The 13,945-nt window shown below is 65.8% G+C and carries 11 protein-coding genes; 6 read left to right on the top strand and 5 right to left on the bottom strand.

Translation table 11 applies throughout. The features are described 5' to 3' along the window. Nucleotides 1-210 precede the first annotated feature (210 nt). Nucleotides 211-1,134 (top strand): LysR substrate-binding domain-containing protein, encoded by a 924-nt coding sequence (locus tag P8T11_RS14570; RefSeq protein ID WP_268081277.1) that lies wholly within the window; start codon nt 211-213, stop codon nt 1,132-1,134. Nucleotides 1,135-1,148: 14 nt separating this feature from the next. On the opposite strand, the gene P8T11_RS14565 is transcribed toward P8T11_RS14570, so the two are convergent. Both P8T11_RS14565 and P8T11_RS14560 read right to left on the bottom strand, forming a co-directional pair. Then, entirely contained in the window at nt 1,149-2,126 is a 978-nt protein-coding gene (locus P8T11_RS14565; RefSeq protein WP_268081278.1) for a Bug family tripartite tricarboxylate transporter substrate binding protein, read from the bottom strand. Nucleotides 2,127-2,171: 45 nt separating this feature from the next. Further along, on the bottom strand, nt 2,172-3,173 hold the full coding sequence (locus P8T11_RS14560; RefSeq protein WP_268081279.1) for a Bug family tripartite tricarboxylate transporter substrate binding protein: 1,002 nt from the start codon (nt 3,171-3,173) through the stop codon (nt 2,172-2,174). 240 nt (nt 3,174-3,413) lie between these two features. Between P8T11_RS14560 and P8T11_RS14555 the strand changes: the two genes are divergently transcribed. The 4 genes from P8T11_RS14555 (at nt 3,414) to P8T11_RS14540 (ending at nt 8,799) form a co-directional block, all read left to right on the top strand. Next, nucleotides 3,414-4,685, top strand: a complete 1,272-nt coding sequence (locus P8T11_RS14555; RefSeq protein ID WP_268081280.1) for a PepSY-associated TM helix domain-containing protein — start codon at nt 3,414-3,416, stop codon at nt 4,683-4,685. An 82-nt stretch (nt 4,686-4,767) separates the two neighbouring features. Then, nucleotides 4,768-5,277, top strand: a complete 510-nt coding sequence (locus tag P8T11_RS14550; RefSeq protein WP_268081281.1) for a sigma-70 family RNA polymerase sigma factor — start codon at nt 4,768-4,770, stop codon at nt 5,275-5,277. Further along, nucleotides 5,274-6,218, top strand: a complete 945-nt coding sequence (locus tag P8T11_RS14545; RefSeq protein WP_268081282.1) for a FecR domain-containing protein — start codon at nt 5,274-5,276, stop codon at nt 6,216-6,218. The genes P8T11_RS14550 and P8T11_RS14545 overlap by 4 nt, the downstream gene beginning before the upstream one ends. Before the next feature lie 190 nt (nt 6,219-6,408). Then, complete coding sequence (locus P8T11_RS14540) at nt 6,409-8,799, top strand: TonB-dependent receptor (protein WP_268081283.1); 2,391 nt, start codon at nt 6,409-6,411, stop codon at nt 8,797-8,799. Here P8T11_RS14540 and P8T11_RS14535 read toward each other — a convergent pair. Continuing rightward, complete coding sequence (locus tag P8T11_RS14535; RefSeq protein WP_268081284.1) at nt 8,796-9,704, bottom strand: DMT family transporter; 909 nt, start codon at nt 9,702-9,704, stop codon at nt 8,796-8,798. The two genes, P8T11_RS14540 and P8T11_RS14535, sit on opposite strands and share 4 nt — an antisense overlap. Nucleotides 9,705-9,810: 106 nt before the next feature. On the opposite strand from P8T11_RS14535, the gene P8T11_RS14530 reads away from it, so the two are divergent. Next, complete coding sequence (locus P8T11_RS14530; protein WP_268081285.1) at nt 9,811-10,590, top strand: AraC family transcriptional regulator; 780 nt, start codon at nt 9,811-9,813, stop codon at nt 10,588-10,590. A 25-nt stretch (nt 10,591-10,615) separates the two neighbouring features. Here P8T11_RS14530 and fes read toward each other — a convergent pair whose 3' ends face one another. Both fes and P8T11_RS14520 read right to left on the bottom strand, forming a co-directional pair. After that, nucleotides 10,616-12,202, bottom strand: coding sequence for an enterochelin esterase (gene fes / locus P8T11_RS14525; protein ID WP_268081286.1), 1,587 nt, complete (start codon nt 12,200-12,202; stop codon nt 10,616-10,618). A 106-nt stretch (nt 12,203-12,308) separates the two neighbouring features. Further along, a complete protein-coding gene (locus P8T11_RS14520; RefSeq protein WP_268081287.1) occupies nt 12,309-13,937 on the bottom strand; it encodes a PepSY-associated TM helix domain-containing protein in 1,629 nt (542 codons plus the stop codon). Between the last annotated feature and the right edge of the window lie 8 nt (nt 13,938-13,945).

Genomic DNA, 13,945 nt, shown 5'->3' with positions numbered 1-13,945 from the left:
AAGTGCGCTGGACGAGGGCCACAGCGACCGAACAAGCAATGTTATTGACGCGTCTTTGACCGCACCAATATGCAATGTGGATAGCGGTATAGGAAAAAGCGATGCGGCTCGCGGGGCGCGTGGTGCCTATATTTCCTAGGGATTACGCGCAGGGGGCATCTATTCAGGCGCATCGTTGAATATGATCCGAGCGTGATATAGGAATTACCGATGGATTTCCGACAACTCAAGTACTTCACCCGCATCGTCGAGCTGGAAAGCATTACGGCCGCCGCCGAGACCTTGCATATTGCGCAGCCGTCATTGAGCCAACACGTGGCCAACCTGGAACGCGAATTTGAGACCCCCTTGCTACTCAGGGGCCCGGGCGGGGTACGCGCCACCGACGCGGGCAAACTCTTGTACCGGCACGCCAAGATGGTGTTGCGCCAAGTTGAAGAGGCAAAATCCGCGTTGAAGCACGGGCGAGACACGCCGGCGGGCCATGTCACGGTCGGACTGCCAACCAGTACGTCCCGCGTGCTGGCGGTGCCGCTGATTGAAGCGGTGGCGCAGCGGTATCCCGAGGTGTTGCTGGAAGTGATTGAGGGAAGCAGCGCCGATCTGGCCGTGGCGGTTTCCCTGCACCGCATGGATATCGCGGTGGCGATGGACGTCCAGCCGCAGCCGGCTCGCATGACCACGACGCCGCTGCTGGTCGAAAACCTGTATCTGGTCGGACCCGCACTGGGCGTGGATGCGATATCGCTGCAACACATGGCGGAGTTGCCCCTGGTGCTTCCCAGCTTTCCCAATTCAATCCGCGTGCTGGCCGCGCGCGCTTTCGCGGACGACGCCTTGCCCTTGACGCTGGTTGCGGAAACCAGCGCGGTGTCGGTCTTGCTTGGCTTGGTACGCGCGGGCAAAGGCTGGACCGTGCTGCCGTCGTCCGCGCTGGTGGGGCCTGAGGCCGACTCCGACCGGATCGTGTCCACGCCGATTGCAGACAAGGCGTTCAGCCGCAGGGTGTCGGTCTGCATGTCCTTGTCTACCGAAAAAAGCGTGGTCTGCACCCACATCCACCAGACCTTGATAGACGTGGCACGAGACCTGGTCGAGACGGGGCGATGGGCGGGCGTAAGCTGGAAAAACTGAGCACGCCCATCTTGTTATTCAGGCTTGATCTTCGCCAGTTCCGCCACCTTGCCCCAATGGGCGCGGTCGGCGGCCACGACGTCATCGAAGTCCTTCAGCGTGACGCCGCTGGCGGTGGCGCCTTGCGCTTCGAAGTAGGCGGTCATGTCCTTCTCGGTGACGACCTGGCGCACCAGGCCCGCGATTTTGCCGGCCACGTCTTCGGGGGTTTGCGCGGGGGCGAACAGGCCGAACCATCCCAGCGCTTCAAAGTCCGGAAAGCCTTGTTCGGCAACGGTAGGCACGTCGGGCAAGACATCCAGGCGTTGCCTGGACGTGACGGCAACAGCGTTGAGGTCGCCACGCTTGATGTAAGGCAACGACGTCATCGCCACATCCAGCATGAAGTCCACGTGCCCTGCCATCGTGTCGGTCAGGGCGGGCCCGGAGCCTCGATAAGGAACATGGGTCACGGGAATGTCCAGACTGGCGCGCAAGGCCTCGGTCGCCAAGTGGTTGGATGAACCCAGACCGCTGGACCCATACGTCAGGCCGCCCGGCTTGCTTCTGGCCGTGGCGATCAGCCCTTTCAGATCGTGCAGCTTCAAGTTCTTGTTGACGACGACGACGTTGGGAACGGACGCAATCATCGCCAGCCCACGAAAGTCTTTCAGCGGGTCATAGGGCAGGGTCTTGTACAGGAACGGCGCAACCGATTGCGTGCTGACCGTGCCCAGGAACAGGGAATAGCCATCGGCCGGCAGCCCGCGCGCGTAGGCGGCGCCCAACGTCCCGCCCGCGCCGGGTTTGTTTTCGACGACAAACGGCTGGTTAGTCAGTTGGCCCAATCGTTGGGCCACCTTGCGTGCCACGATGTCGGTCGAGCCGCCCGCGGCGAATGGCACGATGATCCGGACGGGCTTGTCTGGCCAAGCGGCGGCCTGTTGCGCGTGCGCGGGCGAGAGCATCGTCAGGGCGCCGGTGATGGCGGCGAGCAGGGATAGCGTCTTCATGGGAAATCTCCAGGTGTCGTGGGCAGGGGCCGGGGTAGGTCGGCGTCAATCGACCTGGACGCCGGTGCTGGCAATGAACTCGCCCCATACCTTGGCGTCGTCTTCCGCCCGGGCGCGCATGGCGTTGGCGCTTCCTTGCATCGGAACGAAGTAAAGATCCTTCAGCCGCTTGTTGACGGCCGGGTCGGCAATGGCGGCCTGGATGGCCCCGTTCAGCTTGCTCACGATGGCGCCGTCGGTGCCCGCCGGGCCGACCAAGGCGAACCAACCCGGCATGGCGGGGGCTTGTATGCCCGCTTCCTTCAAGGTGGGCACATTGGGCAGGTCGCTGGCGCGCTGCTCGGCCAGGATCGCCAACGGAATGACATTGCCCGCCTCGATCTGCGGCAACGCGGAACCCAGCACGCTGGTCATGACGTCGACCTGCCCGCCGATCACGGCATTCAGCGCCGGGCCGGAGCCCTTGTAGGGAACGTGCCGCAACTTGATGCCGGCGCCTGCCGCGATCATCTCGGTCGACAAGTGGGTGGAGTTGCCGGCCCCGGCGCTGGCAAACGTGACGCTGTCGGGCGTGGCCTTGGCGGCGGCCAGCAACTGCTGCAGATTCTTGTAGGGGCTGCTCTTTCCGGCGACCAGGACGAAGGGCGTGTCAACCACCGGCGCGATGTAGGTGAAGTCCTTATTCGCGTCGTAGGGCAGGCTCTTGTATAGCTTGGGGTTGAAGCTCATCTGGGACACGCCCGCCAACAGCAGCGTGTAGCCGTCGGCGGGCGCCTTGGCCACATAAGACGTGGCCACGATGCCGTTCGCGCCAGGCTTGTTTTCGACGACGACAGAAGCGCCCAGGGCGCTTGCCATCTTTTCGCTCAACAAGCGCGCGACCACGTCGGCCCCGGAGCCTGCGGATTGCGGAACGATCAACCGGACGGGATGGTCGGGATAGGCAGGCTGGGCCTGGGCCTGGGCTGCATGGCCGATAAAGGCCAGCGCGCTGACAAGGACCGCGCGCAAGTAACGGGCGGAACGGGCTTTACTGTGGTCGAACATCGATTTCCCCTGAATTGACGCGCTTGGCGCGAACTTTCTTGTGTGTGATGCGTGCGGACCCATGCTAGGCAGGCGGTCAGCTCAATTCAAATACTGCTTTCCTATGCGCCTATAGGTTTTTCCTTTGGCGCGATGGGGTCGCTATCGCGTTGGCATCTTGTGGCATCTTTTTCGCCGCTGGACGGTGACCTTCATATGGGTCCGCGCTTTTCGCCGGAGCCCTCAGTCACCCGTGCCAGCATGAAATCCCCTTCGACTCCGCCCAGCCCGACCTCACGCCTGCTATCCGCCGGTCCTTCCCAGCGCAAATGGTGGTTTGCGCTGCATAGCTGGGCAGGGTTGAAGCTAAGCCTCTTCATGGCGTTCATCTGTCTGACCGGCACGCTTGCCGTTATCGCAACCGAGCTGGACTGGCTGGTGCAGCCAGCCATGCGGGTCGACCCGGCCGCGCAGCGCGCAAGTTGGGGCGACATGGTCCAGGCCGCGCAAGCGGCGCGCCCTGGCTGGACGCTGCAATCCGTCACTGCCGCCCACGGCTCGCACTTTGCCGCGCGGGCCTTGATGCGCACCCCGCAGGGCGAACAACGCTTCGTATGGATCGACCCGTATCGCGCCATCGTCACCGGGGACACGTCCTGGTTCAGCCTTCAGCGTTGGCTGCGCAATACGCATCGGCATCTGTTTCTGCCCACGCGCTATGGCGTGCCCTTGGTGTCGGCCTTGTCGATACCGCTGCTGGTGCTGGTCACGACGGGGCTGGTCGTCTACAAGCGCTGGTGGCGCGGCTTTCTGGCATGGCCACGGCGGGGAAAGCGTCGCTTGACTTGGGGCGATACCCATCGGCTGCTGGCGGTGTGGAGCCTGTGGTTCAGCACGCTGATTGCGTTGACCGGCCTGTGGTATCTGGTCGAATCGCTGGGCGGGCATGCGCCGCGGCTGCCCGCCATCACCACCCCGGACGCGCCACGTGCCGCCTCGCCTTTTACGGCCCAGACGCTGGACGCGGCCGTGGCGCGCGTGCATCAAGCGTGGCCCGATCTGGACATCCGTGTCTTGCGGCTGGATGCCGATGGCCGGGCCGGGCAAGTGGAGGGGCAGACGCAGGCGTGGCTGGTTCGCGACCGGGCCAACGCCATCCGGCTACCGCTATCCGACGATGCCGCCGCCCGGCGCGGCGCGGCTGACCTTAGCCCGCATCAGCGCCTGTCGGAAATGGCGGACCCGCTGCATTTCGGCTCGTTCGGCCCCTGGCCCGTGCGCGTGATCTGGTTCGTCTTCGGCGCGGCGTTGACCACGTTGTGCCTGACTGGTGCCTATCTTTACGGCCTGCGCATCGCGGGCGGCAGCGCCGCGCTCAGGGCAAAGGCCGGGCATGTCGGCGCACCCGCCGCGCCCGCGCGTGAAGCCTGGACGGGCATGCGCCCGTGGCGCTGGGGGTGGGTGGCGTTGTTGTTGATGTCGCAGGCGCTGTTCATCAGCGAAGCCATGGGCTGGATCAATCTGTTCGGATGAAGCGGGGGGCGGCGGCATGGGTTTCCGTTATTATTAACGTTACTCATTATCAATACGACATTCCGCGCCGCCTCCCGCTCCCATGTCCGAATCCACCGCGCCCCGTCGGCTAGCCCTTAGCGGGCTTTACGCCGATCATCATCAATGGCTCTACAACTGGCTGCGCAAGCGGCTGGGCAACGCCTGGGATGCGGCGGACCTGGCTCACGACACGTTCCTGCGCGTCTATTCCAGCAACCGCGCGCTGGAAATGCCCGAGCCGCGCGCGTTCCTGACTCACGTTGCAAAAGGCCTGGTCGTCGACTTCTGGCGGCACCGCAGCGTGGAACAGGCCTACGCGGAATCGGTGGCGGCCTTGCCCGCCGACACCGCGCCGTCTCCGGAAAGTCGGGCCTTGATCCTGGAAGCCTTGTACTGCATCGATCGCATGTTGGACGCGATGCCGGGGCGGGTGCGCGGCGTGTTCCTCATGTCGCAACTGGACGGCCTGACGTATGCGCAGATTGCCGCCGCCACGGGCCTGTCGGTACGCACGGTCAACCGCCATATGCAGCAGGCGTACCTGGCGTGCCTGACCGCCATTGATCCATGAACGCGCCGCCCGTTCCGGATGCGCTGTTGGCCGAAGCGGCGGGCTGGATGGCTCGCTTGCACGACGCCCCGGATGACCCGGCCAGCTTGCAGGCCTTGTCCTGCTGGATTGCCCGCAGCCCCGCGCATGCGCAGGCCTGGGCGCGGGCCGAGCGCGTGCTGGGCGCCTTCGGGCAAGTGCCGCAACCCATGCGCGCGCAGGCCCTGAAAGGGCTGGCAAAGCCCGATCGACGGCGTCTGGCGGCCCGCCTGCTGGGTCTTACCGTCGCCGCTCCCGTGGCCTATTGGGCGTGGCGCGCCACGCAAGCGGACCTGGAAAGCGCCACCGGTCAGATCCGGCAGGCAACGCTTGCGGATGGCACGCGGATGACGCTGGATACCAGCACGCAGGTCGACGTCCGCTACTCGGCCTCGCAACGCTTGCTGTCGCTTCGGGCGGGGCGCATCTTCGTGGCGACGGCGTCGGATTCCCACTTGCCCGCGCGTCCGTTTCTGGTGCAGACACCGATGGGCAGTGTGCAGGCCATCGGCACGCAGTTCACGGTCAGCCTGGAACAAGACGACGCGCTGGTTGCCGTCTACGAAGGCGCGGTGGATGTACGCCCCAACGATGGCGGCGGCCAGATCGTGCGCGCGGGTCGGCAGGCCAGGTTCAATGCCGCCATGACGCAGCCCGACACCGCCTTGCTGGAAACTTCGCCCGCATGGACCAGCGGCATTCTGACGGCGGACAACATGCGCCTGGCCGATTGGACGCGCGCCATGGCCCGCTACCGCCCGGGCTTTCTGCACTGCGCGAGCGAGGTCGCGAACCTGCGCGTGTACGGCTCGTTTTCATTGCGGGACACGGACGCCAGCTTGGCGTTGCTGGCCCGAACGCTGCCGGTGCGCGTGGCCACGCGTACGCGGTATTGGGTGCAGATCCAGGCGCGTGGTGCGTAGCGGAAGGTCGCTGATTCGGTGCGCCAATCAAGCGGATCAATCCGCATTCGTAGCATCCCCCGCCTTTGGGTTGGCATCTTTTTCCGCGTCGTTCGGTGTACAGGATAGAGGCCCTGAAACCCTGCCGGGATCGGGCCGTGGCGTGACCCCTGTCCGTCTCCCCGAAACTCTCCCTCGCGGTGCTTGCTTCATGTCCCAATTCCGTTCTTCCCCGGTCCGCGCGGCCGTGCTGCTGTGCTTTTCGGTATTGCTGCCCGTCGGCGCGGTGGCGCAATCCCAGGCGCCCGCCGCCCAGTCCGTCACGCGCGACTACCGCATAGGCGCCGGCCCGCTGGGCCTGGCCTTGTCGCAGTTCGCCACCCAGGCCAACGTGCGCTTGTCCTTTCCGGGCACGCTGGTGCAAGGCATGCAGTCGTCGGGGCTGAACGGCAACTACTCGGTGGCGGAAGGCTTTGCCGCGCTGCTGTCAGGCTCGGGCCTGCGCGCCGTTCCGGCCGGGGCCAACGAATACACGCTGTCCGCCGTGCCCGCCAATGCCGTAACCCAGTTGGACGCGGTAACGGTGACGGGCGCCTACACCGGCGGCTTGATGCCCGCGTTTGCCGGCGGCCAGGTGGCCAGCGGCGCCAGCGTCGGCATGCTGGGCGAGCGAAGCATCATGGACACGCCTTTTTCGGTAGCGGCGTACACCAGCACCTTGATGCAGCAACAACAAGCGCAGAGCGTGGCCGACGTGGTGTCCAACGATGCCTCGGTGCAGAACACCAACCCCAAGACCAGCCGCTTCGACCAGTTTTCCATTCGGGGCTTTCCGGTCCTGAACAGCGACATCGCGTTCAATGGCCTGTACAGCGTCTTGCCCACCTACGCGCTGGCCGTGGAAAGCCTTGAGCGCGTTGAAGTGTTGAAAGGCCCCAACGCCTTGCTCAACGGCATGGCGCCGTCGGGCGGTGTGGGCGGTGCGATCAACGTGGTGCCCAAGCGGGCGGAAGATACGCCCACGCGGCAAGTCACCGCCAGCTACGGCACGCACAACGTGGCGGGCGGCCATGTGGACCTGGGCCAACGCTTTGGCGACAAGGGCGAACTGGGCATCCGCGTCAATGGCGCCTACAAGGGCGGCGACACGGGCGTGGGCTCGCAACACACCACGCGCGGCTTGATGACGCTGGGCCTGGACTACCGAGGCGAACGCACACGCTGGTCGGCGGACATCGGCCACCAGGACCGCAAGGTCGATGCCCCGCAGGAGCGCGTGGGCGTCGCCGCCGGCGTACCTGTGCCGGACGCCAAGCGCGTGGACCGTGGCTACGCACCCGACTGGACCTACGCCAATTCCCGCGACACCTACATCGCCTTGCGCGCCGAACACGACATCACCGATCACACGATGGTCTACGGCGCGTTTGGCGCGCGTGACGGCGACTACAAATTCCTGCGCATGAATGTCACGGCGCGCGACGCCGCCGGCAATTTCTCGGCCAGCCCCACGTATTTTCTGCGCGATGAAAGCGTACACACCGGCGAGATCGGCGCGCGCACTCGCTTTGCCACGGGCGCGGTATCGCACGCCGTGTCGCTAAGCGCCACGCAGTTCGAAAAGACCTTCGGCAACCTCAGCTACGACTTCGACCCCGTCCGCTCCAACCTGTATACGCCGCTGCCCACGTCCGCGCCTTCGCTTGCGGGGCTGGACACCGACATTCCCAAATCCGGCGAATCCCGGCTGACCAGCGTGGCCCTGGCGGACACGCTGTCGATCTGGGATGAACGCCTGCAACTGACGGTGGGGGCGCGGTCGCAGCGCGTTGTCACCGAGCAGTATGACGAAACCGGCAAGCGCACCAGCCGTTACGACAAGCGCAAAGTCACGCCGGCCATCGCGCTGTTGGGCAAGCCCACGCAGAACGTGTCGGTGTACGCGAACTACATCGAAGGCCTGAGCGAAGGCCCCACCGCGCCGCTCACCGCCGTTAACGCCAACGAAGTGTTCGCGCCGATCAAGTCTGAACAGGTCGAAGCCGGCGTGAAGGTGGACTACGGCGACATCGGCGCCACCTTCAGCGCCTTCCAGATTCGCCGCCCGAGCGGGCTGACAGACCCGGTCACCGGCGTCTATGCCGTCAACGGCATGCAGCGCAATCGCGGCCTGGAACTGAACGTGTTCGGCGAACCCGTCAATAACGTGCGCCTGCTGGCCGGCGTCATGTACCTGGATGGCCGCCTCACCAAAACCGGCAACGCCACGACCGAGGGTAACGTCGCGCCCGGCACGCCGCGCTACAGCATGAACGTGGGCGTGGAATGGGACACGCCGTTCGCGCCTGGCCTGACTGTCTCGGCGCGCGCCCTGCGCACCACCTCGCAATACCTGGACGCCAGGAACACCCAGGAAATTCCCGCGTGGACGCGCGTGGACCTGGGCGCGCGCTACGCCTGGCGCGCCGGCAACACGCCCGTCACGCTGCGCGCCACCGTGGAAAACGTCTTCAACAAAGCCTACTGGGCGTCGGCCTCGTCCAACGGCCTGACCATTGGCGCGCCGCGCACGGTGCTGTTGTCGGCCACGGTGGACTTCTAGGTCGGCGAGGGTACGCGCGCGCCATGCAGCGGCCGATGCACCGTCTGCGCAATCAGCACGCCGATCAAACTCATGCTGCCGCCGATGACGTGATAGGCGTGCATCTGTTCGCCCAACATCGCCACGGCCAGCACGGCCGTCAACACGGGCAGCAGATTGATGAAGATGCTGCACCGGTTCGGCCCCAGGTGCTTCACGCCTTGAATCCAGAAAAACGACAGCAGAATGGATGAGCCAATGCCGGCGTAGGCAATCAGCGGCAAGGTGCGCGCGTCCAGCGACGCCGCGCCCGCCGGCAGCACCAGGAAGAACGGCAGCATGAAGACCAGCGCGGCCACGGCTTGCAGGTATACCGCCTGCCATGCCGGAATCGTCAAGCGCCAGCGGCGCAGCAGCACGCCATACAGCGCGTAGGACAAGGACGCCAGCAGCATCAGCAGGTCGCCCGCATGGACGCCGTTGCGCGCGATGGCGGCGATGTCGCCTTGGCCCACCACGTACAACAGGCCCACGAACGACAGCACGCCGCCCACCGCCATGCCCACCGTCAACGCTTCACCCAGCACGATCACGCTGAGTATCGCGGTCAACAAGGGCACCAGCGCGGTGACGATGGCCATGTTGGTAGCCGTGGTGCTTTCGGCCGCGCGGTACGACAGGCTCTGGAACAGCGCCATGGCCAGCAAGCCGCTGATGGCCATCTTGCCCAGGTGCGGCCGCACCGACGCCCAGTTGCGCCGCAGCGCCGGCAGCACAAAGGGCGTCATCAGCGCCAGCGCCAGGATCAGGCGGTAGAAGGTGATGGCCGTGGGTGAAATCGCGGACGCGGCCAGCTTGGACACGATGACGTTGCCCGCCCACAGCACGATGGCCATGAACGGAAAGAGCAGGGAAGTGATGGACATGAAGGTCTCCAGAACGAGCCTTGCATGGTGCCGCGCGGGGGTGCGTCCGTCTGGCGCTACTATGTCGCCAGTTATCGCAAAACTGCCAACTCGCAAAACCGCCAATATGGATGATTCCCCCTTCTACGCCGCGTTCGCGGCTTCCGGCGCACCGGCCGCCGCCTTGGCGGTGGACTACCCCGACGGCCACTTCATCGCGCCCCATCGCCACGACCGTGCGCAATTGCTATACGCCATCCAGGGCGTGATGACCATCGACGCGGAAGGCGGCCGATGGGTGGTGCCGCCCACCCGCGGCGTCTGGCTTGAGGCCGACGTGGCGCACTCCGTCCGCATGCACGGCGCGGTGCGCGTGCGCACCGTGTTCGTCGATGGCCATGCTGCCGCCTACCTGCCCGCGCGCAGTTGTGTGCTGGACATCTCGCCCTTGTTGCGGGAACTGATCGTGGCGGCGGTGGACGTGGAACTTGGCGCGCAGATCAGTCCCGGGTCCCGCGATTGGCATTTGCTGCACTTGCTGTTGCAGGAATTGCGCAGCCTGCCGGTGTTGCCCTTGTATCTGCCGATGCCGGCGGACGCGCGGCTCAGGAGATTCTGCGACGCCTTGATGCGCGAACCCGATGCGGCGTTGACACTGGACGAGTGGGCCGCCCGGCTGCACCTGTCCACCCGCACCTTGCACCGGCAGTTTCAGCAACAGACCGGCATGCGGCTAGGGCAGTGGCGCAGGCAGGCGCGGCTGCTGCTGGCGCTGGAACATCTTGCCAGCGGGGCGCGGGTGGTGGATGTGGCGCTGGAACACGGCTACACCAGCCAGAGCGCATTCGCGGCCATGTTCAAGAAGCACTTTGGGGTGCCGCCGGGGGCGTTTTACCGGCAGGGCTGAGGCCAGGACTCAGGCTTTGTTGCCCTTATTTCTTTGCCGTGCCGATCAGGTCCAACAAACCATCCGACAAGGTCCCGCGCCACACCAGATAGTCGTGCCCGCCCGCCACTTCGCGATGCGTGACGCGGTAGCCCTTGGCGCGCAGCACGTCGCGCAGGTGGCGGTTGGTTTCAAGGATGCCAGGCTGGTTGCCACGGCCCGATTCGAACAGGCCGGCGCCCAGGAAGAAGCGCACCGGCAGGGTGGGGGCGGTGACGAACTGCCGCGTCAGCCACTGGTCCTCCTCGCCCTTCGGCGCCCACCAATAAGAACCGGATTGGCTGAGCACGTTGCCGAACACCTCGGGATGGCGCAGCGCCGCGTAGGCGGATGCCAGCCCGCCATAGCTGGATCCGCCAATCACCGTGCGCGCAGCCGGAGCGCTGATGCCTTGTCCTCGCGCCCAGGGCATGAGCTCCAGCGCCAGGAAGTCGGCAAAGTCTGGGTTGGGCGGCAATTCCTGGCCCCGCGATTCCGCCGTGGGGTTGTCGATCAGCAGGGCGGCGGTCGGAGGAATCACGCCCGCGGCAATCATGTTGTCAAGAATGGTTGGCGTGGGCACGCGGCCCAGGTAGGCGCCGGCATCGAACAGCACCAGCACGTGGTTGTCCGCCGCGCCGGGCTGCCAGCGCGCCGGTCGGTACAGGTGGATCTTGCGCGTGTTGCCGAGACGTTCGCTGCGCAGTTCCAGCGTTTCGACCGTGCCCGCCTGCACGCCCGCGCGCGGTTCCACCCAGGGCTGCGGCGGGGCGTCGGCCAGCGCCACCACGGAGTAGGTCTGAAAGGCGTCAACGCCTTGTTGGGGATACACCTTCGGGTTGTAGGGGTCGGCCTGCGCCGTGGCCAGGATGGCGCGCCGCCGCGCCATGCCCGAGCCCGGCAGTTCCGGCACGTCGGGCGCCAGGCGATACGACAGGCGCGCCGACCGGGGCACGACAAAGCTGACATGCCAGACGTCGGAATTCCCCAACCGGGACAGTTGCGCGTGGTCTGACGACGGGCCGCCGAACAGGCGCACATTGCGTTGCGCGCCGCGCCACAGGAAGGTGATGCGGTCGTGCGTGGCATCCACCGCTTCAACCAGCGGCGTGCCTTGCTGGGCAACGTCTTTCCAGAACGCGTCGGTGGTGCCGCCTTGCGCCAGCGTTGCGGCCAGCGCGGCCAGGCGCGGGCTGTCTATCGTTGCCGCCGGCGCCTGCTGCGCGGATAGGGGCAAGCGCTCGGTCACCGCCCATTCATAGGCGCCCTGGCCTTGCGCGCGCACCGTATAGACGCCGTTGGCGGGCGCCACCAGCATCAGGATGCCGGCGGGCTTCTCGTTGTCGCTCAGCCGGCGCACATGGCGGCCGGCGGCGTCCAGCAGATCCAGCGTCACGCCGCTATCCGCCGTCCACGTGCCGGCTAGAAACTCTGCTTTTTGCAGGCTGATCCGCTCGTCGGCGTGGGCTTGCGGCGTGACCACGCCTTGCTTGGACTGTGCCGTCGCCATGCCCGGCGCCATGCTTGCCAAGGCCAGGGCCAGCGATGCCAACGCCACGCCATTGCGCCAATATGAACCGTTCTGTTTCTGCATAAACATCCGTGTAGGCACGCCTGGTATCTCAACTGATATCTCAATTGATATCTCAAGCGTGATATCCAATATCATTAACGTGAGTACAAAGAGAGGGGCCGCGCCGTTACTCCTGCTGGACTGCAAGCGGCTTGCGGGCCCAAACGCTGTCGGCCGCCCCAAGCGCCAGGCGACGCGCGGTGGCGCGCCCCATCCAGGCAAACGCCGCTGCGCCGGCCAAGGCCGTGGCATCAACGGCCAGCGCGGCGGGCGAGGTATGCATCCACAGGCCCGTGCCGGGGAACAAGGCACCCAACAGCGAGGTCAGCGGAATGGCCAGCGTCAGCGCCGCGGCCAGCCACAGCAAGTCCAGGCCCGCCTTCGCGCCGCCGCGCAAGAACGACCATGCCACGCACGCGAAGAAGGCCAGGTAGTACAGGCCTTGCAACCAGGCGTTCAGGTCGCCCACCCGCCCGTTCAGCCATTTCGAGGCGATCATCATCAGCGAGATCCCGCACACGCAGCCCAGGCAGACGCCCACGGTGGCCGACGCCATCAACCGCGCGTCCAGGCGCTGTACGGGCACCGCGCCCGTCTTGCGGTCGGCCCGCTTGCGGCGCGTTTCAATCCAGAGCAGATTGCCGCTATAGAACAGCCACGCGCCCGCCAACCCAAGCAGGAAGTACAGCCACTGCACGGCCACGCCACCGAACGACGCCATGTGCAGCGCAAAGAAACTGCTGATCCATAGATTGGGCGCGTCCTGCTTGCCCGGCAGGTAATCGCTGTTGAGCACCTTGCCGCTGTACGGGTCCATGGCCACAAAGCCGCCGCGCGCGCGGGGCAACACCGCGCTGTCGTCCTTGCCCCAGATGCGCACGATGGCGCGCGGCCCGGTCACCTGCTGATACTGCAACATGCTGGGCTCGAAGCCCGGCGCCAGCGCGCGCGTTTGCGCCACCAGTTCGGAAGGCGTCAGCATGGCGGCCGGGTCGCGCGGCGCACCGCTCGGCGCCGCGCCGCCCGCTCGCTGGAACACGGACGCCAGCTTGCCGTCGTACATCAGCTTGTCTTGCAGGTCGTAAATGCCATCGTGATACGCGAACACCACTGAGCTGAGCGCCATGACGAGATGGAACGGCAGCGACACAATGCCCACCACGTTGTGCGCGTCCAGCCACATGCGCTTCAGGTTCTTGCCGATGCGCAAGGCGAAAAAGTCCTTCACCAGTGACGGCAGCAGCACGATGACGCCGGACACCAGCGCCAGCGCGTACAGGGATGCGATAACGCCCATGATCCAGCGGTTGGGGTCGCTGTCCACGGGCAGGCCCACCACGCGGTGCAGCACGTCGATGAACGCCGCTAACCCGCTGGGCGCGGTGTCCTCCACATGCAGCTCAGCGTTGGCATCCAGATGCGCGGCGTAGTGGCGCACCGATGATTCATCGTGATCGTCGGCCTGCGCGTCGCGCACTTCCCAGCCCAGGCGGGCGGGCACGTTTTCGGCGTCTTGCAGATGGATGGTGAAACCCTTGGCCACGTCGGGACGCGCCGCCAGGGTCTTGGCGATAAGGTCCGGTGCGGCTTCCAGCGGCACGAAAGACACCGTCGATTGTGGCGACGCCCAGCGGGCCAGCGGCTCCTTGAATACCGTCAAGGCGCCCGCATAAAAGGCGATGAAAAGCGCCATGCCCGTCAGGATGCCGGTCCAGGTATGAACCGATTTATAGATGCGGATGTAGTCGGCTTTCATGGGTATTG

The organism is Achromobacter spanius (assembly GCF_029637605.1).
Lineage (GTDB): Bacteria > Pseudomonadota > Gammaproteobacteria > Burkholderiales > Burkholderiaceae_B > Achromobacter > Achromobacter spanius_E.
The sequence above is the reverse complement of the archived record's forward strand: the minus strand, read 5'-3'. Positions and strand labels throughout refer to the sequence as shown.